This is a genomic window from Bradyrhizobium centrosematis, from assembly GCF_045571495.1.
Taxonomy (GTDB): Bacteria; Pseudomonadota; Alphaproteobacteria; order Rhizobiales; family Xanthobacteraceae; genus Bradyrhizobium; species Bradyrhizobium centrosematis.
Genome location: NZ_CP120703.1, coordinates 188728 through 211529 on the forward strand (window position 1 = coordinate 188728; position 22802 = coordinate 211529).

Annotated in this window: 22 protein-coding genes; 13 read left to right on the forward strand and 9 right to left on the reverse strand. The window is 64.0% G+C overall.

Annotation, left to right across the window (positions count from 1 at the left end):
• Window positions 1-64: 64 nt before the first annotated feature.
• Window positions 65-658, reverse strand: a complete 594-nt coding sequence (gene hisB / locus P6U31_RS00895; RefSeq protein WP_407186429.1) for an imidazoleglycerol-phosphate dehydratase HisB — start codon at window positions 656-658, stop codon at window positions 65-67.
• Between the two features lie 240 nt (window positions 659-898).
• On the opposite strand from hisB, the gene hslV reads away from it, so the two are divergent.
• From hslV to P6U31_RS00920, 5 genes are all read left to right on the forward strand, one after another.
• Complete coding sequence (gene hslV, locus P6U31_RS00900; protein WP_407186430.1) at window positions 899-1459, forward strand: ATP-dependent protease subunit HslV; 561 nt, start codon at window positions 899-901, stop codon at window positions 1457-1459.
• A gap of 187 nt (window positions 1460-1646) precedes the next feature.
• Window positions 1647-2132 (forward strand): GNAT family N-acetyltransferase, encoded by a 486-nt coding sequence (locus tag P6U31_RS00905; protein ID WP_407186431.1) that lies wholly within the window; start codon window positions 1647-1649, stop codon window positions 2130-2132.
• A complete protein-coding gene (locus tag P6U31_RS00910) occupies window positions 2129-2746 on the forward strand; it encodes a DUF2585 domain-containing protein (RefSeq protein ID WP_407186432.1) in 618 nt (205 codons plus the stop codon). The genes P6U31_RS00905 and P6U31_RS00910 overlap by 4 nt, the downstream gene beginning before the upstream one ends.
• 49 nt (window positions 2747-2795) lie before the next feature.
• Window positions 2796-4100, forward strand: coding sequence for an ATP-dependent protease ATPase subunit HslU (gene hslU / locus P6U31_RS00915; protein ID WP_407186433.1), 1305 nt, complete (start codon window positions 2796-2798; stop codon window positions 4098-4100).
• A 28-nt stretch (window positions 4101-4128) separates the two neighbouring features.
• On the forward strand, window positions 4129-5253 hold the full coding sequence (locus P6U31_RS00920) for a hypothetical protein (protein ID WP_407186434.1): 1125 nt from the start codon (window positions 4129-4131) through the stop codon (window positions 5251-5253).
• Between the two features lie 378 nt (window positions 5254-5631).
• Here P6U31_RS00920 and P6U31_RS00925 read toward each other — a convergent pair whose 3' ends face one another.
• Genes P6U31_RS00925 through P6U31_RS00935 form a run of 3 tightly spaced genes read right to left on the reverse strand, consistent with a single transcriptional unit; the run spans window position 5632 to window position 8442 of the window.
• Window positions 5632-6222: a Smr/MutS family protein gene (locus tag P6U31_RS00925; protein WP_407186435.1), complete on the reverse strand. Its 591-nt coding sequence runs from the start codon at window positions 6220-6222 to the stop codon at window positions 5632-5634.
• Window positions 6219-7757, reverse strand: a complete 1539-nt coding sequence (locus tag P6U31_RS00930; protein ID WP_407186436.1) for a murein transglycosylase A — start codon at window positions 7755-7757, stop codon at window positions 6219-6221. Before P6U31_RS00930 ends, P6U31_RS00925 begins: the two co-directional genes overlap by 4 nt.
• A complete protein-coding gene (locus P6U31_RS00935; RefSeq protein WP_407186437.1) occupies window positions 7735-8442 on the reverse strand; it encodes a Tim44/TimA family putative adaptor protein in 708 nt (235 codons plus the stop codon). The genes P6U31_RS00930 and P6U31_RS00935 overlap by 23 nt, the downstream gene beginning before the upstream one ends.
• A gap of 412 nt (window positions 8443-8854) precedes the next feature.
• On the opposite strand from P6U31_RS00935, the gene secB reads away from it, so the two are divergent.
• Window positions 8855-9343 (forward strand): protein-export chaperone SecB, encoded by a 489-nt coding sequence (gene secB / locus P6U31_RS00940; protein WP_128928787.1) that lies wholly within the window; start codon window positions 8855-8857, stop codon window positions 9341-9343.
• 11 nt (window positions 9344-9354) lie between these two features.
• Here the strand turns inward: secB and dnaQ are convergent, their stop codons facing one another.
• The 4 genes from dnaQ to P6U31_RS00960 are packed head-to-tail and all read right to left on the reverse strand — an operon-like array spanning window position 9355 to window position 12194.
• On the reverse strand, window positions 9355-10071 hold the full coding sequence (gene dnaQ / locus P6U31_RS00945; RefSeq protein ID WP_407186439.1) for a DNA polymerase III subunit epsilon: 717 nt from the start codon (window positions 10069-10071) through the stop codon (window positions 9355-9357).
• Window positions 10072-10110: 39 nt separating this feature from the next.
• Window positions 10111-10710, reverse strand: coding sequence for a dephospho-CoA kinase (gene coaE, locus P6U31_RS00950; RefSeq protein ID WP_407190054.1), 600 nt, complete (start codon window positions 10708-10710; stop codon window positions 10111-10113).
• Between the two features lie 21 nt (window positions 10711-10731).
• Entirely contained in the window at window positions 10732-11340 is a 609-nt protein-coding gene (locus P6U31_RS00955; protein ID WP_407186440.1) for a Maf family nucleotide pyrophosphatase, read from the reverse strand.
• An 8-nt stretch (window positions 11341-11348) separates the two neighbouring features.
• Window positions 11349-12194 carry a pyruvate, water dikinase regulatory protein gene (locus P6U31_RS00960; RefSeq protein WP_407186441.1) on the reverse strand — a complete coding sequence of 282 codons (846 nt, stop codon included), beginning with the start codon at window positions 12192-12194 and terminating at the stop codon, window positions 11349-11351.
• Window positions 12195-12654: 460 nt separating this feature from the next.
• Between P6U31_RS00960 and hemJ the strand changes: the two genes are divergently transcribed.
• The 7 genes from hemJ (at window position 12655) to P6U31_RS00995 (ending at window position 21362) form a co-directional block, all read left to right on the forward strand.
• On the forward strand, window positions 12655-13089 hold the full coding sequence (gene hemJ / locus P6U31_RS00965; protein ID WP_128928792.1) for a protoporphyrinogen oxidase HemJ: 435 nt from the start codon (window positions 12655-12657) through the stop codon (window positions 13087-13089).
• 247 nt (window positions 13090-13336) lie between these two features.
• On the forward strand, window positions 13337-14602 hold the full coding sequence (gene rho / locus P6U31_RS00970; protein ID WP_028133442.1) for a transcription termination factor Rho: 1266 nt from the start codon (window positions 13337-13339) through the stop codon (window positions 14600-14602).
• Window positions 14603-14914: 312 nt separating this feature from the next.
• Window positions 14915-16270 carry a tRNA uridine-5-carboxymethylaminomethyl(34) synthesis GTPase MnmE gene (mnmE, locus tag P6U31_RS00975; protein ID WP_407186442.1) on the forward strand — a complete coding sequence of 452 codons (1356 nt, stop codon included), beginning with the start codon at window positions 14915-14917 and terminating at the stop codon, window positions 16268-16270.
• 478 nt (window positions 16271-16748) lie between these two features.
• Window positions 16749-18629 carry a tRNA uridine-5-carboxymethylaminomethyl(34) synthesis enzyme MnmG gene (mnmG, locus tag P6U31_RS00980; RefSeq protein WP_407186443.1) on the forward strand — a complete coding sequence of 627 codons (1881 nt, stop codon included), beginning with the start codon at window positions 16749-16751 and terminating at the stop codon, window positions 18627-18629.
• A gap of 153 nt (window positions 18630-18782) precedes the next feature.
• Window positions 18783-19412, forward strand: a complete 630-nt coding sequence (rsmG, locus tag P6U31_RS00985) for a 16S rRNA (guanine(527)-N(7))-methyltransferase RsmG (protein ID WP_407190055.1) — start codon at window positions 18783-18785, stop codon at window positions 19410-19412.
• A gap of 31 nt (window positions 19413-19443) precedes the next feature.
• A complete protein-coding gene (locus tag P6U31_RS00990) occupies window positions 19444-20310 on the forward strand; it encodes a ParA family protein (protein WP_407186444.1) in 867 nt (288 codons plus the stop codon).
• A 164-nt stretch (window positions 20311-20474) separates the two neighbouring features.
• Window positions 20475-21362, forward strand: coding sequence for a ParB/RepB/Spo0J family partition protein (locus tag P6U31_RS00995; RefSeq protein WP_407186445.1), 888 nt, complete (start codon window positions 20475-20477; stop codon window positions 21360-21362).
• Between the two features lie 311 nt (window positions 21363-21673).
• Here P6U31_RS00995 and holA read toward each other — a convergent pair whose 3' ends face one another.
• A complete protein-coding gene (gene holA / locus P6U31_RS01000; protein WP_407190056.1) occupies window positions 21674-22702 on the reverse strand; it encodes a DNA polymerase III subunit delta in 1029 nt (342 codons plus the stop codon).
• Between the last annotated feature and the right edge of the window lie 100 nt (window positions 22703-22802).

Sequence of the window (22802 nt, forward strand, 5' to 3'; positions counted from 1 at the left end):
GTGATGCCCCGTTCCTAGGAATTCAGTGATACCGCAAGCGGCGCGCGCCGCCGGCCGGAAGACGTCAGCCGCCGAGCGAGCCCTTGGTGGACGGGATCTCGCCCACGGCCTTCGGATCGATCGCGACCGCCGTGCGCAGCGCCCGCGCCAGACCCTTGAAGCAGGATTCGGCGATATGGTGGCTGTTATCGCCATATAGGGTCTCGACGTGGAGAGTCACGCCGGCGTTGATGGCGAAGGCCTGGAACCACTCGCGCACCAGCTCGGTGTCGAACTCACCGATCTTGTCGCGGGGGAAGTCGGCCTTGAACACCAGGAACGGGCGGCCCGAGATGTCGATGACCACGCGCGTCAGCGTCTCGTCCATGGGCATGTGCACGCCGGCATAGCGGGTGATGCCCGCCATGTTGCCGAGTGCCTGCTTGACCGCCTGGCCGAGCGCGATGCCGGTGTCTTCGGTGGTATGGTGGTAATCAATGTGCAGATCGCCCACCGCCTTGACCGTGAGGTCGATGCGGGAATGGCGGGCGAGGAGATCGAGCATATGGTCGAAAAAGCCGATGCCGGTCGCGATATTGGCCACGCCGGTGCCATCGAGGTTCACGGAGACCTCGATGTCGGTTTCCTTGGTCTTGCGCTTGATCGTCGCGGTGCGCATTGAAATGCGGTTTCCACTTTGGTTTTGAGCACGATCTTGTCGGAAAACCGGAGCCCACTTTTCCGGATCATGCTCGGAGCCGAAAACGCCAGTCTCTTAACAGCCAAATGACGCCTTCGCTACTGCGGGAACGGCTGGCCGGGCCTTTACTTCTGCCTATGGTGAGCGAAATTCGGCCCGGAACGGCCCGTTGTGCCCTGCTCCCGGACCGCCTAAATCTGGCGGACAACGAGGTACTTCATGCAGGATTCCCAGAACAGCTCGCCGGGCTGGCACGGCACCACGATCTTGACGGTCCGCAAGGGCGGCAAGGTGGTGGTCGGCGGCGACGGCCAGGTCTCGATCGGCCAGACCGTGATCAAATCCAACGCCAAGAAGGTCCGCAGGCTGGGCAAGGGCGACGTCATCGGCGGCTTTGCCGGCGCCACCGCCGACGCCTTCACCCTGTTCGAGCGGCTCGAATCCAAGCTCGAGCAATATCCGGGGCAGCTGACCCGGGCCGCGGTGGAGCTCGCCAAGGACTGGCGCACCGACCGCTATTTGCGGCGGCTGGAGGCCATGATGATCGTGGCCGACAAGGACGTCTCCCTGGTGCTGACAGGCACCGGTGACGTGCTGGAGCCCGAGGCCGGCGTGATGGCGATCGGCTCCGGCGGCAATTACGCGCTGGCGGCGGCCCGGGCCCTGCTCGACACCGACAAGGACGCCGAGACCATCGTCCGCCGCTCCCTCGACATCGCCGCCGATATCTGCGTCTACACCAACCGCAATTTGACCATTGAGAGCCTGGCGACGGGGTAGGCCGAGCGTCATTTGTCCGAACAAGGATCCGCAGGGTCGGTGCAACCTCTCCCGCTTGCGGGGGAGGTCGGCGCGCAGCGCCGGGTGGGGGCTGGCTCCTCTAGGGACTGTCCCATCGCGGAGACACCCTCTCCCCAACCCTCCCCCGCAGGCGCGGGAGGGGGCATAGTGCCGCCGTGGCGATAGAATGACCCCCACCTACACCTTCCGCCCTATGACCAGGGCCGACCTGCCGCTGATCGGGCGGTGGCTGGGCGAGGCGCATGTGCGGCAATGGTGGGGCGATCCGGACGAGCAGTTTGCGCTCGTCAGCGGCGATCTCGACGAGCCGGCCATGGACCAGTTCATCGTGTTGGCCGGCCAGCAGCCCCTCGGCTATCTTCAGTGCTACCGCCTGACCGCCTGGAATACGGGCTTTGGGCCGCAACCGGAGGGTACGCGTGGGATCGACCAGTTCATCGGTGAAAGCGACATGATCGCACGCGGTCACGGTTCGGCGTTCATCCGCCAGTTCGTCGATGAGCAATTTCGCAGCGGCCTGCTCCGCATGGTCACCGATCCCGATCCGCTCAACGCACGCGCCTTGCGCGCCTATGAGAAAGCCGGCTTCGTCCGCAACCGCATGGTCGAGACGCCGGACGGGCAAGCACTGCTGATGGTGCGCGAGCCATGACGCTGGTCCACGCGCGCGAGAGCAAAGTCGCGTTTCCGCCGCTCGCCTGGGTCGGCATCGCGCTGCTGCTGCTGGCGCTGCAGGCGGCGATCCTGTTCGCGATGGGCCGCGTGCCGATCTGCACCTGTGGCCATGTCAAGCTGTGGCACGGCGTGGTGAACAGCTCGGAGAATTCCCAGCACATCGCCGACTGGTACAGCTTCTCGCACGTCCTGCACGGCTTCCTGTTCTACGGCCTGACCTGGCTGCTGTTCGTGCGCCTGCCGTCCCTGCCTCTCTCCTGGCCGGCCCGCCTGATCGTCGCGATGCTGATCGAAGGGGCCTGGGAGATCGTCGAGAACTCGCCATTCATCATCGAGCGCTACCGCGCCGGTACGATCTCGCTGGATTATTTCGGCGACAGCATCGTCAATTCGGTCTCCGACAATCTGGCCATGGTGCTCGGGTTCCTCATCGCACGTGCGCTGCCCGTATCGGCGACGATCCTGATCGGCCTCGGCTTCGAGATCATGCTCGCGCTCCACATTCGCGACAATCTGACGCTCAATGTCCTGATGCTGATCCATCCGATCGAAGCCGTGAAGCAATGGCAATCCGGCCCGCCCATCATCTGACCACAAAAGCAACTTGTCCTTGGCCGTCTCCCGCCCTAGCTAGATAGACATGACAGACTTCTCTCCCCGTGAAATCGTTTCCGAACTCGACCGTTTCATCGTCGGCCAGGCCGACGCCAAGCGCGCCGTCTCGATCGCGCTGCGCAACCGCTGGCGGCGGCAGCAGCTCACCGGCTCCTTGCGCGAAGAGGTGCTGCCGAAGAACATTCTGATGATCGGGCCCACCGGCGTCGGCAAGACGGAAATCGCGCGGCGATTGGCAAAACTCGCGAATGCGCCGTTCCTGAAGGTCGAGGCGACGAAATTCACCGAGGTCGGCTATGTCGGCCGCGACGTCGAGCAGATCGTACGCGATCTCGTCGAGGTCGCAATCGCCCAGGTCCGCGAAAGGAAGCGCAAGGACGTGCAGGCCCGCGCCCAGCTCGCCGCCGAGGAGCGCGTGCTCGATGCGCTGGTCGGCGCCAATGCCTCTTCGACGACGCGGGAATCCTTCCGCAAGAAGCTGCGCGCCGGCGAGCTCAACGACAAGGAGATCGAGATCGAGACGCAGTCGTCCGGCGGCGGCCTGCCGATGTTCGAGATCCCGGGCATGCCGGGCGCGCAGATGGGCGCAATCTCGATCGGCGACATCTTCGGCAAGCTGGGCGGCCGCAGCAAGACGCGGCGGCTCACAGTCGAGGGCTCGCACGAGATCCTCGTCAACGAGGAATCCGACAAGCTGCTGGACACCGATCAGTTGACGCTCGAGGCGATCAGCGCGGTCGAGAACAACGGCATCGTGTTCCTCGACGAGATCGACAAGATCTGCGCACGCGAAGGCCGCGCCGCCGGCGATGTCTCGCGCGAGGGCGTGCAGCGCGATCTGTTGCCGCTGATCGAGGGCACCACGGTCTCGACCAAGCACGGCGCGGTGAAGACCGACCACATCCTGTTCATCGCCTCCGGCGCCTTCCACGTCGCCAAGCCGTCGGACCTGTTGCCGGAATTGCAGGGCCGCCTGCCGATCCGCGTCGAATTGCAGGCGCTGACACGCGACGACATGCGCCGCATCCTGACCGAGCCCGAGGCCTCGCTGATCAAGCAATATGTCGCCCTGATGCAGACCGAGGGCGTGACGCTCGACATCACCGACGGCGCGATCGACGCGCTTGCCGATGTCGCGGTCGCCGTCAATTCGACCGTCGAGAACATCGGCGCCCGGCGGCTGCAGACCGTGATGGAGCGGGTGCTGGACGAGATCTCCTTCACTGCCCCCGACCGCAGCGGCGAGACCGTCACGGTCGATGCGGATTTCGTGCAGAAGCACGTCGGCGACCTCGCCAAGAACGCCGACCTGAGCCGGTTCATTTTGTAATTTTGGGCGGTCACGCTATTGATGCGGCGTGACCGTGCGCATCCTGCAAAATCCCTGGCGTCTCCTGCTCGCGATCAACGCGGCGGTCATCGTCGGCGTGTTCGTGCACAAGATCCAGCTGCCGCCTTACGTCCCCTATATCCATCTCCTGGTCGACTACCATTTCGGCTTTATCAAGCGCGCGCTGATCGGGGCGATCGTCGCGCTGTTCACGGCCAAGGTGCCGGTCTGGCTGGTGTTCGCGCTCGGCGGCGCGACGTGGCTGGCGACGCTGGGCCTCTATGCGAGACTGTTCCAGAAGACGTTCGGCTTCTCCGGCAAGACGCTGCCGCTGTTCGTGTTCATGGCGGGCTCGCCGTTCTTCCTGAAGAACTTCATGCACACCCTCGGCCATTTCGACATCTACGGCTGCGTGCTCGCGATCATCCTGCTGCTGATGCCGGCCCGCTCGTTGCTGTTCGTGGCAACGGCCGCGCTGTTTGCGATCGTGCTGGTGCTGGTCCACCACATCCATCTGCTGATGTACGTGCCGACGATCGTCACCATCGTCGTGATCAGGCACTATCTCGCTTGCGGGCTCACGCGTAGCAATGTTGCCTTCGGCATCGTCGCCCTGTTCATCGTCTCCGCGCTGTTCTTCGCCGCGCAATTCCTGGGAACGATGCCGATTCCGGAAGCGGATTTCGTCGCCTATCTGAAAACGCGAATGTCCGATCCGTCCCGTACTGACCTCTTGCAATTCGCCTATATCTGGTACCAGCCGCTGGCGAAGGAGGTCGCGGACACCTGGGGCCGCCTGCCGCACAACATCCTCGGCGTGCCCGTGTTCGCGCTGCTGATCTGGCTGCACACCCCGCTGTGGCGCTATCTTGCGAAGCTGATCAGCGCTCTCACAAGCGAGGCACACCGCCGCCTCGTGATCGCGGCACTGATCGGCGTCAGCCTTGCCTATGTCGTGATGTTCGCGATGGTGTTCGACTATTCGCGCTGGATCTCGAACTGGGCGGTCTGCATGTTCCTGATCCTGCACGCGGTGAAGATGCTGCCGGCGAAGCAGCAGGTCCCGCTGATTCCGTCCGAGGATCGGACGACAAACGTCTTCGGTTTGATACTCACGCTGATCCCACGTGTTGGAATCGTGCGGCCGTTTTAGAGTTCTGCCTGTGCGGCATCGAAGGTGCGCTCCCTCCTCCGCTTGCGGGCAGGGCTATCGCATATGAGTGCGGTTGCCCGTGGCGCATCCTTCGAGACGCCCGCCCTTGGCGGGCCCTCAGGATGAGGACGGAGTGCGCGGCAGCACTTTCAACGAACACCGATACAGTTCAGCCTCATCCTGAGGAGACCGCGAAGCGGGCGTCTCGAAGGAGAGGCGCTTGCTCGGGCCCCGCCGCAAAGCCATATGCGATAGCCCTGCGCTTGCGGGAAAGGGTTGGCGAGAGGGCTCTCTCCAACCAAGAGCCCCCGAGAGGACAGAGCCCTCACCCGCGCCTTCGGCGCGACCTCTCCCGCAAGCGGGAGAGGTGTAGAGCCGCTACCCTCTCGCTCGCCTGATCCGCACATACAGCGCACCCTCGCCGCCATGGCCGATGGCGGCCTCCTCGAAGCCGACGACGAAGGCGCGAAATTCCGGCAGGCTCAGCCATTCCGGCACCTGACGCCGCAGCACGCCGCTTTCGCCGCCGCTGCGGCCCTTGCCGGTGATGACGAGCACGAAGGTCAGGCCATCGTGATGGGCGCGGTGCAGGAATCCGGTCAAGGCGCGATGCGCGCGCATCTGGGTCATGCCGTGCAGATCGAGCCGCGCCTCGATCTCGCTGCGGCCGCGCGACAGCTTTGTGCGCTCGCGCTTGCCGAGCGGCGCCAAAGGTGGGATCTGCGGTTTCGCGGGCCGCGGCGCTGGCGCTGCGGTCATCGGCCTTGCCGGCGGCGAAGGCCGGGTCACGGGAGCCGCGAGTGAAGGGCCGGCAGGCGGCGCGACATGCGGCTTGGCCACGCGATGCTTCCGCAGCGGCTTGACTTGTTTGGCGACCATATCCCACAGCTCGCGCTCCTCCTCGCTCAGCGCGCGGCGGCGCGGCGAGGGGCGAGGCTCCAGCACGGGCGGACGGGACGATCGCTTCATTGCTGCCGATGGGACCGTTTCTTCACCGGCCGCTGCGGTTCAGGAGCGGCCTCGATCGCGGGCCGCGGCGCCGGCAGCGGGACCGGACCGGCGATCGCAACGGTGTCGGTCCTGGTTTCCGTAGCACCGGCAGCAGCCGGCTTCGCCGTCGCCTTTCCCGGATCGGTCTGCGGAAACAGTTTTGCGATCTTCTCCGAAGGGCGCGGATCAGGCACCGGCAGCCGCGCGGCCCGCATCGAGGGGTCGAGCCCCTTCGGCACCAGCATCACGAAACGCATGGGATGGCGCAGCCGGCCGGAGACGCGGCCGGCCTCCTGGCCTGCACCGAAAAATAGATCGGCGCGCGCGGGCCCGATGATGGCCGAGCCCGTGTCCTGCGCGATCATCAGCCGATGGAACGGTGTTTTCGAACGCTCCGACTCGATCGGCAGCTCGCCCTCGATGAAGAACGGCGTGCCATAGACATGCAGCGTCTTGTCGACCGCGATCGAGCGGCCTGCTGTCAGCGGAATGCCTTGCGCGCCCACCGCCTCGTCCTTTTCGGAGAGGTTGACCTCGCGGAAGAAGATGTAGGCGCGGTTCTGGCGGCGCAGCTCCTTGGCGCCATCAGGGTTCTGCGTCATCCATTCCCGGATCCTCTGCATCGACATCTCTTCCTTCGGAATGATGCCGCGCTCGATCAGGATGCGCCCGACGGCGGTGTAGGGATAGCCGTTATAGGCGTCGTAATTCAGCCGAACCGAGCTGCCGTCCTCGAACTTGATCCGCGCCGAGCCCTGGATCTGTGCGAACAAGAGATCGGTCGGATCCTTCAGCCAGGCGATCTCCAGCCCGCGGCCGGCGATCTTGCCGTCCTCGATCTCGCCGCGGTCGTAATAGGGCACCAGCTTGCGGCGGCCGATCTTGCGATAGACCGGCCCCTTGTTGGGCAGGCTCACCGAATCCTGCTTGTAGCCGCGCACGAACAGATTCGAGGGACGGCGATAGACCGGAACATTGTAGATTTCGGTCTGCGTGCGCGATCCCTCCAGCACCGGCTCGTAATATCCAGTGACGAAACCATCGGCCTCGCCGAGTCGCGAGATGCGCAGCGGCGTAAAATTCTCCTCGAAGAAACTTTTTGCTTTCGCGTCGTCGCTCAGCTCGAGCGCCTTGGCGACCTTGCAAGGCTCGCTCAGCGAGCCTGCCAGCGCCTTCGGTTCAGTCACACCGGTTTGGCCATTGATCGGCTTGCAGCTGGCGCGGAACGTCTTGTACGCCGCGAGATGATCGTCGTCGCTCCAGCCCTTCACGTCGGCCCAGGCCAGCGGCAGATATTGCGCGCCGGGAATTTCGAACGGCAGGGGGAGCTGCGGATAGGGCAAGGTCCGCGGCGGCGCGGCGGGCAATTGCGGCGGATGATGATGGTGATGACTGCGATAGTGGCGCCGCGACGCCTCGGCGCCGAGCGAAAACGACGACAGCACGACAGCGCCTGCGCAGAGAGCCGTCGCGCCGTTCTTGAGAAAGAGCTTAATTCGCGCTTCCGGTGCCAACCAGCTTCCAGTTCGGATCGCGAGAGGTGATGTCGCGGGCGAAAGTCCAGATGTCGGTGATATCGGCGACCGTGTCGGCGCTGCCGTCGACGATGTTGCCGGCCTTGTCGCGGGTGGCCGAGATCATCTGAGAGACGAAACGCACGGTGAGCTGAGCGGTGCGGTCGCGCAGCTCGGCGCCGACCAGCTCGGCCTTGTCGATCGAGACGAAGCGGGTCTCGGTCTTCTGCTCGTTCTTCTCGCGCTCCTTGATCGCGGCGTCGAAGCTGTCATAGACGTCCGATGACAACAGGTCGCGCAGCGCGCGGCGGTCGCCATTGGCAAAGGCCAGCACGATCATCTCGTAGGCGCTGCGGGCGCCCGAGATGAAATGACGCGGGTCGAAGGTCGAATCTTTATCGAGAATGGTATCGAGGCCCTGCGCCAGCGCCGTGCCCGGCTCGGCCAGGCCCTTCCAGCGATCGGAAGCCGAGACCGGCTCGGCCGTCGGCGCCAACGGCGCCTGGTCGATGACCTTGCCCGGCACGGTTACGACGTTGTTGTCCTGGCCACTTCCCAGTGCATTGCGGGCGGCGGTGCGATCGAACGGCGGCCGCTCGCTGCCCGTTCGCTGCCCGAGCACGCTGCGCAGCCGCAGAAAGATGAAGACCGCCAGCGCCAGGAAGATGATGGTGTAGATATCCACGTCGTATTCGCTTTCTGGTCTTTGCTCTGGGTCTTTGCTTCGGGTCGTCGCCGGGAAAATCAATCCGGCCAGTAGACCGTTCCCTACGGAAACGGCAAGTCTACATCGCCCTTTTTAGGTCCACGTCAGGTCCGTGGGATGTAGGCACGAAATCTTGCCCGGCCAATGGCGCCTTTTGGCACAGCGTCGAGTGTAGCGCGTTTTATGCTTAAAGGAAAAGCCGATCCTGCCCGGAAATGGCGCATCTTCAATCGTTTAAGGCGCTATTTTGCGGTAAAGGCAGGATGAACGTCACAGTCGTTGGCGCAGGCCGAATTCCCGATCCGGGGCCGTTCGTCCTTGTGGAACGAGGCGGCCCTATGTTAGCCAACCGCCGCGAAATTCAGCCCAAATCGGGTAAGGAGACATTCCCATGACCAACGGTAACGGCACCCCTCCCGAGGCGGCCCAGGCTCCCCAGCTCAACGTGCTGGCGCAATATACCAAGGACCTCTCGTTCGAAAATCCCAACGCGCCGAGCTCGCTCCAGCAGCAGAGCCAGCCGCCCCAGATCAACATCCAGATCAATGTCAGCGCCAACAACCTCAGCGAACAGGAGTTCGAGGTGACGTTGTCGGTCGAAGGCAAGGCCGAGGCCGCGGGCAAGGTGATGTTCTCGTTCGAGCTCGCTTATGCCGGTGTGTTCCGCATCGCCAACGTGCCGAAGGAAAATCTGCATCCTCTGGTAATGATCGAATGCCCGCGCCTGCTGTTCCCGTTTGCCCGCGAGATCATCGCGACCGCAGTGCGCGACGGCGGGTTCCCGCCGCTGATGCTGGATCCGGTCGACTTCGTCGGTCTCTATCGTCAGAACATGGAGCGGCAAATGGCCGCTCAGTCGGGTCAGACCGGCCAGGCCTGACCTTAACGGCCTTAACCGCCCGGGAGAGCGACTGGAGCGGCGAGATATTCGTTCCAGATCGCCTTTTCGCCCATCGTTGCGATGAAGGCCCGATGGGCCTCCCGTTCGGCATCCGAAACCCGCGGCGCGAGCGGCACCAGGCGCTGCCGCCGCGGCGCATCGCCGGCGGAACTGACCCTGATCTCTTCGCTTTCCGAGGCCAGCAGCAGCTGCGACTGCCGCGCTCCCACCAGATCGACATAGACTTCCGCGAGCAATTCTGCGTCGAGCAGCGCGCCGTGCTTGGTGCGGTGTGAATTGTCGATCGAGTAGCGCGAGCAGAGATCGTCGAGCCGGTTCGACACGCCGGGATGCTTGCGCCGCGCGAGCAGCAGCGTGTCGACCAGCCGTTCACGCGGGATCGCGGCGCGCTTGATCCGGTCGAGCTCGGCATTGATGAAGCTGATGTCGAACGAGGCGTTGTGGATCACCAGCGGCGCATCACCGATGAACTCCAGAAATTCATCGGCGACCTCGTGGAACAGCGGCTTGGTCGACAGGAATTCGGCCGACAGCCCGTGCACGGCGAACGCTTCCGCCGGCATGTCCCGTTCGGGGTTGATATAGACGTGGTAGGTCTGCCCGGTCGGCATGCGGTTGAGAATCTCGACGCAGCCGATTTCGACCAGGCGATCACCGCGGAGCGGATCGAGGCCGGTGGTTTCGGTGTCGAGAACGATTTCGCGCATGTCTTGAGATCAGAGTCTTGAGTGCCGTAAGGCGGCGAATCAGGCTCGCCGCTGCGGCATCTTAACGACCTCGGCCAGGATGTGCTTGATTTGGGCGCGCACCGGCTCAAGTCCGTGTGACGTATCCACTACGAAATCGGCCCGCTTTCGCTTCTCGGCGTCGGGCGTCTGCTTGGCGATGATGGCATTGAGCTTGGCCTCGTCCATCGTGCCGCGGGCCAGCACCCGCTCACGCTGGAGTTCCGGCGAGGTCGAGACCACGACCACGGCATCGACCCGCTTCTCGCCGCCGGTTTCAAACAGCAGCGGGATGTCCAGCACCACGACCGGCGCCTTGGCCGCCTCGGCCTCGGCGAAGAACCTTTGCCGGGACGCGCCGAGCATGGGATGAACGATCTGCTCGAGCTGCTTGATGGCGGCGGGATCGTGCACGACGCGCGCAGACAGCTTTGGCCGGTCCACCTTGCCGTCGACGGTGGTGCCGGGAAAGGCCGCTTCGATCGCTGGCGCAGCTTCCCCCTCATAGAGCTGATGCACGGCGGCATCGGCGTCGTAGACCGGCACGCCGGCCTCCGCGAACAGTTTCGCGGTGGTGGATTTTCCCATCCCGATCGAGCCGGTCAGTCCCAGGATCCGCATCAGCGCGCAGCCATCTCTCATCTACACCGCAACTAGCCGTTCACGGCGCAGGAACGCAAGCAGCGGCAGCAACGGCAGACCGAGAACGGTGAAATGGTCGCCCTCGATCCGCTCGAACAGATGGATGCCCAGCCCCTCGAGCTGATAGGCCCCGACGCTGGTCGTGACGGCGTCGCCGGCAGCGTCCAGATAGGCCGAAAGCTCGCCCTCGGTCATCTCTCGCATGGTCATGCGGGCGATCGATACGTCGTCGAAAACGATCTTGCCGTCATGCGCAACCGCCACTGCCGAATTCAGCTCGTGGCTGTTGCCGGCGAGGTCGCGCAATTGCGCCAAGGCCTGCGAACGGCCTGCAGGCTTGTTGAAGAGCCGGTCGCGAAGCGCCAGGGTCTGATCGGCGCCGATCACGTAGCTTGCGGGATGATTGGCCGAGACCGCCTTGGCCTTTTCGCGCGCCAGCAGCGAAGCGATCTCGCGCGGGGTGGAAAGCTTCGAGGCGGCTTGAATACCGCGCTCGTCGATATCGGCGGTGATCGCCTTGAACTCCAGCCCGGCATTGGCCAGCAGCATCTTTCGCGCGCTGCTCTGCGAGGCCAGAATCAACGGAGATTTGCCGAGCCACAGACCCATCGCGGAAACTATTCGGATGGCCGGTTGCGCTGACGATCGCTGTACAGCTTCATGATCGCCGCCGCGGTCTCCTCGATCGAGCGACGCGTGACATCCAGCAGCGGCCAATCATGCTTGGCACTCAGCTTGCGCGCGAATGCGACCTCCTCGGTGACGGACTGCTTGTCGGTATAGCTGTCGCTGCCGCTGCCGGATTCGGCCCCCATGGAGAGCAGGCGATTCTGGCGGATCTGGATCAGGCGTTCCGGCGTCGCGTGCAGGCTGACGACCAGCGGCCGCGTCAGCGTCTCCAATTGCGAGGGCACCGGGATGCCGGGAACCAGCGGCACGTTGGCGGTACGGATGCCGCGATTGGCGAGATAGATCGACGTCGGCGTCTTCGAGGTGCGGGACACGCCGACCAGCACGACATCGGCCTCGTCGAGACCTTCGACATGCTGGCCGTCATCATGGATCATCGTGTAGTTCAGCGCGTCGATCCGCTTGAAATATTCCGCGTTGAGGACGTGCTGAGCGCCGACGCGGCCCGTGGTCGCAGCCCCGAGATAGGCTTCGAACAGCTGCATCACCGGGCCGATGATCGACAGGCTCGGAACATTGATCTCCTTGCACTTGTCCTCGAGCCTGGAGACCAGATCCTTCTCCAGCAGCGTGAACAGCACGATCCCCGGCGCCTCCTCGATCTCGTCGAGCACGCGATCGAGCTGCTTCTGGCTGCGCACCAGCGGATAGACATGCTCGACCGGCGTCACGTTGGCGTACTGGGCCGCGACCGCGCGCGCCACGGTGATCAGCGTCTCGCCGGTGGAGTCGGAGACCAGGTGCAGATGGAAATAATTGTTCGAGGTCGGCACAAAAACTCTTGGGATTGAGCTGGGGCGGTTTGTGGATTTCTGTGGAGCTTAACCCCTCGGAAAGGGATGTGCGACACCAGGGGCGGGACAAGTGCCAATTTTCTTCACACCGCTGCCCGTCAGAACAAGTTCGCCGCCCCGCCGAGCCGGGAACTGGATTGCGCGGACAACCCCTTTGATAAGCTGCCTATGGAAAGGCGCAAGCCTTTGAGGCTGGCCGACTTATCGCAAAGCGCCAGAGCGATCCGGGATATGTTGACGGGTGTGAACAAGCGCGTGCGAACGCGCGGATGGAATTGCGTGAGTCCAATCCACGGTCACATAGACTCAAACCTTAAGAATCTAAGATTCTAGATTTGAGGAAGGCGCTACGGACGGATATGTGTGCAGGGTAAGACCTTAACGGGTTCTTACTATCCCCAGCGTTTCCTGCGCTGGATGGAAATCCGGGCCTGCGAAAATGTTCGAAGACGTCTATCTCTGGATCAAGGCGCTGCATGTCGTCGCCGTCATCTCCTGGATGGCGGGCATGCTCTATCTGCCGCGGCTGTTCGTCTATCATTCCGAGGCCGAGATCGGTTCGAAGCAGTCGGAAACGTTCAAGGTGATGGAACGCCGGCTCCTCAAGGCCATCATCAACCCTGCCATGATCGTCACCTGGCTGGCCGGGCTCTATCTCGCCTGGTCCGGCCATTGGTTCTCGTTCGGCTGGCTGCACGTAAAACTGGCACTGGTCCTGGCGATGTCGGCGGTCCACGGCTTTTTTTCCCGTTGGCTGAAGGATTTTGCCGCCGACCGCCGTCCGCGTAGCCAGAAATTCTATCGGATTATCAATGAGGTGCCGACCGTCCTGATGATTGTCATCGTCATCATGGTGATCGTGAAGCCGTTCTAGGCAAGACGCCCGGCAAATCGCTCAGCGCTTCTTCTTGCGGAGCGGAGAGCGATTTTCTATATTGTCGACATCCCACCCAACGCAGGCGGATGTGGTTGTGTCTGAGCTTTCCAGAGGCCGGACACCGCATCAGGTTTGAAGCCTCACCGGCGCTCACCTTGCCAGACCTGCGGACCCTATCTTCTCACGTCCGCATTTCAGAGCCTCCTCGCACCCCCTCCAAGCGTTACCCCACAGGACCACCCCAATGCGGGAAATCAAACTTCAGGACCTCAAGTCGAAAACGCCGGCCGAGCTCGTCTCGTTCGCGGAAGAGCATGGGGTCGAGAACGCCAGCACGATGCGCAAGCAGGAGCTGCTGTTTGCCATCCTCAAGCAGCTTGCGCTCGCCGAAACCGACATCGTCGGCGAGGGCGTCGTCGAGGTTCTCTCCGACGGCTTCGGCTTCCTCCGCTCGCCCGACGCGAATTATCTGCCGGGTCCCGACGACATCTACGTTTCGCCCTCGCAAATTCGCCGTTTCGGCCTGCGCACCGGCGACACCATCGAAGGCCACATCCGCAGCCCGAAAGAGGGCGAGCGCTATTTCGCGCTGCTGAAGGTCAACACGCTTAATTTCGAGGACCCGGAAAAGGCCAAGCACAAGGTCAATTTCGACAATCTCACGCCGCTGTTTCCGAATCAGCGTTTCCGCATGGAAATCGACGATCCGACGCGAAAGGATCTCTCCGCCCGCGTGATCGACATCGTCGCGCCGATCGGCAAGGGCCAGCGCGCATTGATCGTGGCGCCGCCGCGCACGGGTAAGACCGTGCTGATGCAGAACATCGCGCACTCGATCACGCATAATCATCCCGAGTGCTACCTGATCGTGCTCTTGATCGACGAGCGCCCGGAAGAAGTCACGGACATGCAGCGCTCGGTGAAGGGCGAGGTCGTGTCCTCGACCTTCGACGAGCCGGCGGTGCGTCACGTCCAGGTCGCCGAGATGGTGATCGAGAAGGCCAAGCGGCTGGTCGAGCATGGCCGCGACGTCGTCATCCTGCTGGATTCGATCACGCGTCTCGGCCGTGCCTACAACACCGTGGTACCGTCTTCCGGCAAGGTGCTGACCGGCGGTGTCGACGCCAACGCGCTGCAGCGCCCGAAACGCTTCTTCGGTGCCGCCCGTAACATCGAGGAGGGCGGCTCGCTGACCATCATCGCCACCGCGCTGGTCGATACCGGCAGCCGCATGGACGAAGTCATCTTCGAAGAGTTCAAGGGCACCGGTAACTCGGAGCTGATCCTGGACCGCAAGGTCTCGGACAAGCGCACCTTCCCGGCGATCGACATCTCGCGCTCCGGCACGCGCAAGGAGGAGCTCATCACCGATCCACAGGTGCTCAAGAAGATGTACGTCCTGCGCCGCATCCTCAATCCGATGGGCACCATGGACGCGATCGACTTCTTGCTCGACAAGCTGCGCTCGACCAAGAGCAATTCGGAGTTCTTCGACTCCATGAACACCTGAGTGCAGTGCAACAAGGAATCAGAGGGCGCCTCCGGCGCCCTTTTTATTGTGCGGCTTGCTGCGGCGAGGATGCAGCATGGCTGGCGGTTTGTCACCAGGGCGTGGCTTTCGCGCACTCTGTTGATATCTTGATATAATTCTTGAAATTTGCCGCAGCTTTCCGGCCTCGGGATCGACCGGTTCCGCAGCGAAGTACAGCGGCTATGTTGCGTCGCAACATCGTCTTTGCTGCAAGATTTCCTGCAGCAATTCCGGCCGCTGGCTCGCCGAAACAGCCATTTGCGTTTTCGCCGCGAGCCGGACAAATAGGCCATGCATCCGCGCGACCAGACCATCTTTGCGTTGTCGTCCGGCCGCGCGCCGAGCGCGATCGCGGTGGTGCGCGTCTCCGGTTCGCAGGCCGGCACGGTGCTAACAACCCTCGCGGGGAAGCTGCCACTGCCGCGGCAGGCAAGCCGCCGGCTGCTCCGCGACGGCGCAGGCCAGCCCATCGACGACGCAGTCGTGCTCTGGTTTCCCGGGCCGGGCAGTGCAACGGGCGAGGACATCGCCGAATTTCACGTCCATGGCGGCCGCGCGGTGCTGGCGGCGCTCCTCGCTGCAATTTCTTTAATTCCGAATACGCGAGCGGCCGAGCCCGGCGAGTTCACGCGGCGTGCGTTCGAGAATGGCAAGCTCGACCTCACCGAGGCCGAGGGCCTCGACGATCTCATTCACGCCGACACCGACCGCCAGCGCCGCCAGGCGCTGCGCCAATTGCAGGGCTTACTCGGCGACCGTGCGCGCGACTGGCGTGAGCGCATCATCGAGGCCTCGGCGCTGATCGAGGCCGGCATCGATTTTTCCGATGAGGGCGATGTACCTGCGGAATTGATCGCGCCGGCGGTGAAGGCGATCAAGGCGCTGCATGACGAGATCACAGAAGTCCTTGCGGCACAGGGACATTCTGAACGGCTGCGGGACGGGCTGGTGGTTGCGATCGCGGGCGAGCCGAACGTCGGCAAGTCGACGCTGATCAATCAGCTCGCGCGCCGCGAGGTTGCGATCGTCTCACCGCACGCCGGCACGACGCGCGACGTGATCGAGGTGCAGCTCGATCTCGACGGCTATCCCGTCACACTCATCGACACCGCCGGCATCCGCGAGACCGACGATCCCGTCGAGCAGGAGGGGGTGCGCCGTGCGCGGGCGCGGGCCGAGGATGCCGACCTGGTGTTGTGGTTGGTCGAGCCCGGGCAGGCCATCGATCCCAGCACGATGCGCTCGCTTCGCAAATCCGCAGACGGCGATCGAACGGAGGGGACGGTCTGGATCGTGCGCAACAAGATCGATCTTGATGGGGTCGGAAGAGCCCGGCCGGGCGGCGAGTTCACGATCTCGGCGAGTCGCGGCGATGGCATCCCCGAGCTGGTCGACGGGCTGGTGAAGTTCGCTTCGGAGTTTTTCGGTACCACCGAGGGGGCCGTGGTGACCCGGGCCCGCCAGCGCGACTTGTTGAGCCGGGCCGCGGACAGCTTGCGCCGGAGCTTGGACCTTGTAGAAGACGGCGAGGAGCTCGCTGCCGAAGAGCTCCGCGCTGCTGCCTACGCGCTTGGTCGTCTATTGGGCAGAGTGGACGTCGAGGACGTCCTTGGGGCCATCTTCCAGAAATTCTGCATCGGAAAGTAGGCCTAGTTCTTCATTCTAGAACTATTACTTGTTCCATTGCTTGTGTTTCACGTGAAACACTGCTCGACTGAGCGCCGGGGCCTTTGGATACTTCCTGCCTCCGCGATTTCCGAGGCCCTTTCAGGGCGTCGCTCACGCCTCGTCATTGCGAGGAGCCCTTGCGACGAAGCAATCCAGGCTGCCTCTGCGGATGGAATGCTGGATTGCTTCGCTGCGCTCGCAATGACGGCGGCGAAGCCTTTCGTCCATGGGCCGTCCACCCAGCCAAGGCATCCAAGGAGCTCATTTGTCCCTGCAAGGCGGGAGATTTCAGCCGACGTTTCACGTGAAACACGAGACAATTCAACGCCTCTCCTACTGTGCATGGGGTTGTTTTGGCGACTTTCTCCGCCAGCCACGCGTCTCCGTTTCACGTGAAACACCCCGTCTCCCAGTTTCCACTTCCGGCTTTTTCCGCTCTGGGATAGAAGTTCGGCCCATGCGAACAGAGCGAGATAATTTCGACGTCATCGTGATTGGCGGCGGCCACGCCGGCTGTGAAGCTGCTGCTGCCTCTGCCCGGATGGGCGCGGCGACCGTTCTGGTGACGCACCGGTTCTCCACTATCGGCGCAATGTCCTGTAACCCCGCCATCGGTGGTCTCGGCAAGGGTCATCTGGTCCGTGAGGTCGATGCGCTTGATGGCCTTATGGGCCGGGTCGGCGATGCCGGCGGCATCCAGTTTCGCGTGCTCAATCGCCGGAAGGGTCCTGCCGTTCGGGGTCCGCGCGCGCAGGCCGATCGAAAACTCTATGCAGCGGCGATGCAGACCGCGATCCGCGAGACCGAGGGCCTCTCCGTCATCGAAGGGGAAGCCGACGAGCTGATCGTGGACCAGGGCCGGGTCATCGGTCTGCGCCTGGCCGATGGCCGGGAGCTCCGGGCAGGGGCCGTCGTGGTCACCACCGGCACCTTCCTTCGCGGTCTCATCCATCTCGGCGAGAAGAACTGGCCGGCCGGCCGTGTCGGCGAGGCGCCTGCGATGGGTCTTTCCAGGTCCTTCGAGCGTGCCGGATTTACTCTCGGACGGCTCAAGACCGGCACTCCGCCGCGCCTGGATGGCTCAACGATCGACTGGTCCGCGGTCGAGATGCAGCCCGGAGACGAGCCGCCGGAGCCGTTCTCGGTGATGACGGAGCGGATCACGACCCCGCAGATCCAGTGCGGCATCACCCGGACCACAGCCGCCACCCATGAGGTGATCCGGGCTAATGTACATCGCTCTCCGATGTACTCCGGCCAGATCAAGAGCTCCGGGCCGCGTTATTGCCCGTCGATCGAGGACAAGATCGTCCGGTTCGGCGACCGCGACGGCCACCAGATCTTCCTGGAGCCGGAAGGCCTCGACGACGCGACAGTCTATCCCAACGGCATCTCGACGTCGCTTCCCGAAGAGGTCCAGCTCGCGATCCTCGCGACCATCCCTGGCCTGGAGCGGGTCAAGATGGTGCGACCGGGCTACGCCATCGAGTACGACCACATCGATCCCCGTGAACTCGACCCGACCCTCCAGACCAAGCGTCTTCATGGTCTCTTCCTGGCTGGGCAGATCAACGGCACCACCGGATACGAAGAGGCTGCCGGGCAGGGCATTGTCGCCGGCCTGAACGCGGCGCTTTGCGCCAGCGGTGCCGCGCTGACGGTGTTCGATCGCGCCGACGGCTATCTCGGTGTGATGATCGACGATCTCGTCACCCGTGGGATCACCGAGCCGTATCGGATGTTCACCTCGCGCGCCGAGTACCGGCTGACGCTGCGGGCCGACAATGCCGACCAGCGTCTGACCGAGAAGGGGATCGCGCTTGGTTGCGTCGGCACCGCCCGGACACAGCATCACCGTGCCAAGATGCACGCCCTGAACGCCGCCCGGACGCTGTCGAAGTCGCTGACGATCACCCCGAACGAAGCGATCAAGCACGGATTGTCCTTGAACCGGGACGGCCAGCGCCGCTCGGCCTTCGAACTGATGGCCTATCCGGAGATCGGCTGGAGCCAGGTTCGGACGATCTGGCCGGAGCTGGCTGAGATTGATCCGGTCATCGCCACCCATCTCGAGATCGATGCCAAATACGATGTCTACCTGGAGCGCCAGAGTGCCGACGTCGAGGCCTTCCGGCGCGACGAGGGGATGGTGCTGTCAGAGGTCGACTACAGCCTCGTTCCCGGTCTCTCCAACGAGGTCCGCGCCAAGCTGGAGAAAGCACGGCCGTTCACCGTCGGCCAAGCTGGCCGGATCGACGGCATGACACCGGCAGCGCTCGGTATCCTCGCGGCCTATCTCCGCCGTGAGGCACGAAAGACCTCCAAGGCAATCGCATAGGCGTTTCACGTGAAACAGCGCGGACCGGGCGGGGACAGGCCGCCATCGCGACGGCCTGGGGCGGGCGAGGGCGCCGGTCGCCGATCCGATCTGACGCCGACCAAGCCGAACGTCGACAAGGCCAAGGCCAATGATCAGGCGTTAGATGCTGCCATCGCAGCCGACAAAATCGCGGCGCTCAAGCTGGCACCCGTTTCACATGAAACGGAAGCGCGGCTCGACCGCTACATCGAGCTGCTCAGGGAGTGGCAGGCCAAGACCAACCTGGTCGCGCCCTCGGCCCTGCCGCAGCTCTGGACCCGCCATATCGCCGACTCGCTCCAGCTGGTCGATCTCGCGCCGACCGCGAAGCGCTGGGCCGATCTTGGCAGCGGCGGCGGCTTTCCCGGCGTCGTCCTCGCCTGCGCCATGGCCGGGATACCGGGCGCGAGCGTCCACCTCGTCGAACGAATCGCCAAGAAGGCAGCCTTTTTGCGCGAAGCGATCCGCGTCACCACATCTCCGGGGGTCGTACATCTCGCTGAGATCGGGGATAATGTGGATAGAATCACCGGCCCGGTCGATTGCGTCACCGCGCGTGCGCTGGCTCCGCTACATCAACTCATCGGCTTTGCGGAGCCGCTGATGCGTCAAGGCGCAAAAGTGTTGTTTCTCAAGGGTCAAGATGTAGAGGCTGAATTGACCGAAGCCGCTAAATATTGGAATATTGCGCCTCAGCTCCACCAGAGCCGCACGGGTGACGGCTGGATCGTGGAGCTCGATGCCGCCGAGCGGCGCAGCTGAGGCGCGCAGGGGTTGAGTGGGGAAAATTTCGATGACCGTGATCGACGGGCCGCAGCAAGACCAGACCGACCAGGAGAAGGCTGAGGTGCCGCATGGCCATCCGCGCATCCTCGCGCTGGCGAATCAGAAGGGCGGTGTGGGAAAAACAACCACGGCGATCAATCTCGGCACGGCGCTCGCGGCGATTGGCGAGCGCGTCCTGATCGTCGATCTCGATCCTCAAGGCAATGCCTCGACCGGCCTGGGCATCGACCGCCGCAACCGCTCCTGCTCGACCTACGACGTGCTGGTGGGCGAAGCCGCCTTGCGTGAGGCGGTGGTGTCGACCGCGGTGCCGCGGCTGCACATCGCGCCGTCGACCATGGACCTCTCCGGCCTCGAGCTCGAGCTCGGCACCACGCCCGGCCGCGCCTTCAAGCTGCGCGACGCCATCGGCGCGCTCAACAACAACGTCTCGCCGGATGCCGACTACACCTATGTGCTGATCGACTGCCCGCCCTCGCTCAACCTGCTCACGGTGAACGCGATGGCCGCCTCCGATGCGATCCTGGTGCCGTTGCAGTGCGAGTTCTTCGCGCTCGAAGGTCTGTCGCAATTGCTGCAGACGGTGGAGCAGGTGCGCTCGACGCTCAATCCGAACCTGTCGATCCACGGCATCGTGCTGACCATGTTCGACTCGCGTAACAACCTCTCGAACCAGGTCGTCGCCGACGTTCGGCAGTTCATGGGCGAGAAGGTCTACAAGACCATGATCCCGCGCAACGTGCGCATCTCGGAGGCGCCGTCCTACGGCAAGCCGGTGCTGGTCTACGATCTCAAATGCGTCGGCAGCGAAGCGTATTTGCGGCTCGCCACCGAAGTGATCCAGCGCGAGCGCGAGCTGCGCACGACGCATTGAATACGCATGTTGTCATTCCGGACAATTCGCGACAGGCGAATTGATCCGGGATCCCGAGATTTGAAATTGAACAACGTCGAGATTCCGGGTTCGCGCTTCGCGCGTCCCGGAATGACGGGAACAGAGTAGCAGGAGCGTTCGAGTTGAATCCAAGGGAGCTGGCGATGGCCGACGAAGCGCGTTCGCGACTGGGCCGGGGTCTTGCAAGTCTGATCGGTGACGTCGGCGGCGAGGCCCAGCATGTCGATCGTCCGCGCGCGCAGCGCAAGGTGCCGATCGAATTCATCAAGGCCAATCCGCGCAATCCGCGCCGCACCTTTTCGGACGCCGAGCTGAAGGAGCTCAGCGAGTCCATCAAGCAGCACGGCGTGATCCAGCCGATCGTGGTGCGTCCGGTGAAGGGCGCGCAGGACCGCTACGAGATCATCGCCGGCGAACGGCGCTGGCGTGCCTCGCAAATGGCCGGCCTGCACGAGGTGCCGATCGTCCCGGTCGACATCAGCGACAGCGACGCGCTGGAGTTCGCGATCGTCGAGAACGTGCAGCGCGAAGACCTCAATCCGATGGAAGAGGCGCAGGGCTATCACGCGCTCGCCAACGAGTTCAAACGCAGCCAGGACGACATCGCAAGGGTTGTCGGCAAGAGTCGCAGCCACGTCGCCAACATGATGCGGCTGACGAAACTGCCGGCCGAGGTGCAGGCCTTCATCGCGACCGGCGAGCTGACCGCCGGTCATGCCCGCGCGCTGATCGGCGTGCCGGATCCGCTCGCGGCCGCCAAGCGCATCGTCGCGGAAGGCCTCAACGTCCGCCAGGCCGAGGCGCTCGCGCATGAGGAGGGCGTACCGGAGCGCAAGCCGCAAAAGGCGCGCGCGACCGGGGGCAAGGAAAAGGACCCCGACACGATCGATCTCGAAAAGCGCGTCAGCGATGCGCTCGGCCTCAAGGTCACCGTCAATCACCGCGACCCCGGCGGCTCCGTGCAGATCAACTACCGCAACCTCGATCAGCTCGATGAGGTGATGAAGCGGCTGGCCAAGGGCGTGCTATAGGTTTCGCCCTCGTTCCGCGCCGCCCGGCGAAAACCGGATCGCGCGGCATGTTCAGTCTATCTCCCTCACCCTGAGGAGCCGCGAAGCGGCGTCTCGAAGGGCGAGGGCCACGGGCCGGCCTGCATCCTTCGAGACGCGCGCAAGAGCGCGCTCCTCAGGATGAGGAACTGACGTCGTCATTGTGAAATGTGTCGCTCTCCCCACGTCATTGCGAGGAGCGTCAGCGACGAAGCAATCCAGAATCTCTCCGCGGAGGGACTCTGGATTGCTTCGCTCCGCTCGCAATGACGGGGAGGGCGTGAAGGCCTCAATTAACCCCGTCGCTTCGCATTCGCGGCGATCGCCATCAGCGTGCGCTGGGCGATGGCGGCGGCCAGGGTTGATTGCTTGCGGGTCTCGAGCGCGGCGGTTGCGAGCTGTTCGATCACGGCGGCGAGCCGCGTCACGCTGAAATTGCGCAGCGCCGTTTCCACTGCCGGCTTGCGGGAAAAATGCAGGCGCGGAAAGCCGCCATCGAGCACGGCGGAGGCGGGCGTGCCGTCGGCGATCGCCAGCGCGGATTTGTGCAGCCACGCCGCCTGGCGCTGCGCGGCCGAGATGATCACGCCGGGGTAGGTGCCGGCGATCATGGCCTTGGCGAATTCAGTCTCGACGATGTCGGGCCGACCGGCAAAGGCGCCATCGACGATCGGGTCGAGCTTCAGCTCGGACGCGTCCGCAACCACCGCCATCACGTCGTCCAGCGTCACCTCGCCTTTGCCGTGAGCGTAGAGCGTCAGCTTGCGCAGCTCGTTGCGCGAGGCCTGGCGGTCACCGCCGAGGAACGACATCAGCGCCGCGCGCGCGTCCTGCGCGATGCGCAGATTGGCGATACGCAATTCATCGTCCATCAGCTTGGCGAGGTCGCGCTCGGTGTCGGGATAGCAGCCGATTGCCACCGCTGTCTTGGCGCGCTCGCAGGCCTTGCGCAGCGGCGATTCCGGGCGCAGCTCGCCGGCCTCGATCACGATGCGGCAATCCCTGACATTCATCTCGGCCAGCGTGTCGATTCCGCTGGCAAAGCTGCGCGAGCCGGCGCGAACACGAATGGCGCGGCGGCCGCCGAACAGCGGCACCGTCATGGCCTCGTCGACCAGGCGCGAGGGCTGGCCGGAGAGCTCGTCGCCGTCGAGCTTGACCAGCGAGAACGGATCGTTGGGATCATCGACGGCAGATGCGATCAGCGCATCGGCGCGCTCGCGCACGAGGCCGGCGTCCGGACCATAGAGCAGGATGATCGGGCGGCCCGCATCGGGGCGGGCGAGGAAGGCGTCGATCTCTTTTCCGCGCAGCGCGACCATGGCCAGATTGTCATTCCGGGGCACGCGCAGCGCGAACCCGGAATCCAGAGGTTTGGGATCAATTCCGGGTTCGCCCCCGCGGGCGCCCGGAATGATAGGA

Bases quoted from the DNA above. Each gene is read 5' to 3' on its own strand.
- P6U31_RS00990 (WP_407186444.1), top strand. From the start codon at position 19,444: ATGACCGTGATCGACGGGCCGCAGCAAGACCAGACCGACCAGGAGAAG.
- dnaQ (WP_407186439.1), bottom strand. From the start codon at position 10,071: ATGCGCGAAATCGTTCTCGACACCGAAACCACCGGCCTCGATCCGCTC.
- P6U31_RS00925 (WP_407186435.1), bottom strand. From the start codon at position 6,222: ATGAAGCGATCGTCCCGTCCGCCCGTGCTGGAGCCTCGCCCCTCGCCG.
- mnmG (WP_407186443.1), top strand. From the start codon at position 16,749: ATGCGAACAGAGCGAGATAATTTCGACGTCATCGTGATTGGCGGCGGC.
- coaE (WP_407190054.1), bottom strand. From the start codon at position 10,710: ATGCGGATCCTGGGACTGACCGGCTCGATCGGGATGGGAAAATCCACC.
- P6U31_RS00995 (WP_407186445.1), top strand. From the start codon at position 20,475: ATGGCCGACGAAGCGCGTTCGCGACTGGGCCGGGGTCTTGCAAGTCTG.
- P6U31_RS00910 (WP_407186432.1), top strand. From the start codon at position 2,129: ATGACGCTGGTCCACGCGCGCGAGAGCAAAGTCGCGTTTCCGCCGCTC.
- mnmE (WP_407186442.1), top strand. From the start codon at position 14,915: ATGCATCCGCGCGACCAGACCATCTTTGCGTTGTCGTCCGGCCGCGCG.
- hisB (WP_407186429.1), bottom strand. From the start codon at position 658: ATGCGCACCGCGACGATCAAGCGCAAGACCAAGGAAACCGACATCGAG.
- P6U31_RS00905 (WP_407186431.1), top strand. From the start codon at position 1,647: ATGACCCCCACCTACACCTTCCGCCCTATGACCAGGGCCGACCTGCCG.
- hslV (WP_407186430.1), top strand. From the start codon at position 899: ATGCAGGATTCCCAGAACAGCTCGCCGGGCTGGCACGGCACCACGATC.
- holA (WP_407190056.1), bottom strand. From the start codon at position 22,702: ATGGTCGCGCTGCGCGGAAAAGAGATCGACGCCTTCCTCGCCCGCCCC.
- hemJ (WP_128928792.1), top strand. From the start codon at position 12,655: ATGTTCGAAGACGTCTATCTCTGGATCAAGGCGCTGCATGTCGTCGCC.
- rho (WP_028133442.1), top strand. From the start codon at position 13,337: ATGCGGGAAATCAAACTTCAGGACCTCAAGTCGAAAACGCCGGCCGAG.
- P6U31_RS00955 (WP_407186440.1), bottom strand. From the start codon at position 11,340: ATGGGTCTGTGGCTCGGCAAATCTCCGTTGATTCTGGCCTCGCAGAGC.
- hslU (WP_407186433.1), top strand. From the start codon at position 2,796: ATGACAGACTTCTCTCCCCGTGAAATCGTTTCCGAACTCGACCGTTTC.
- secB (WP_128928787.1), top strand. From the start codon at position 8,855: ATGACCAACGGTAACGGCACCCCTCCCGAGGCGGCCCAGGCTCCCCAG.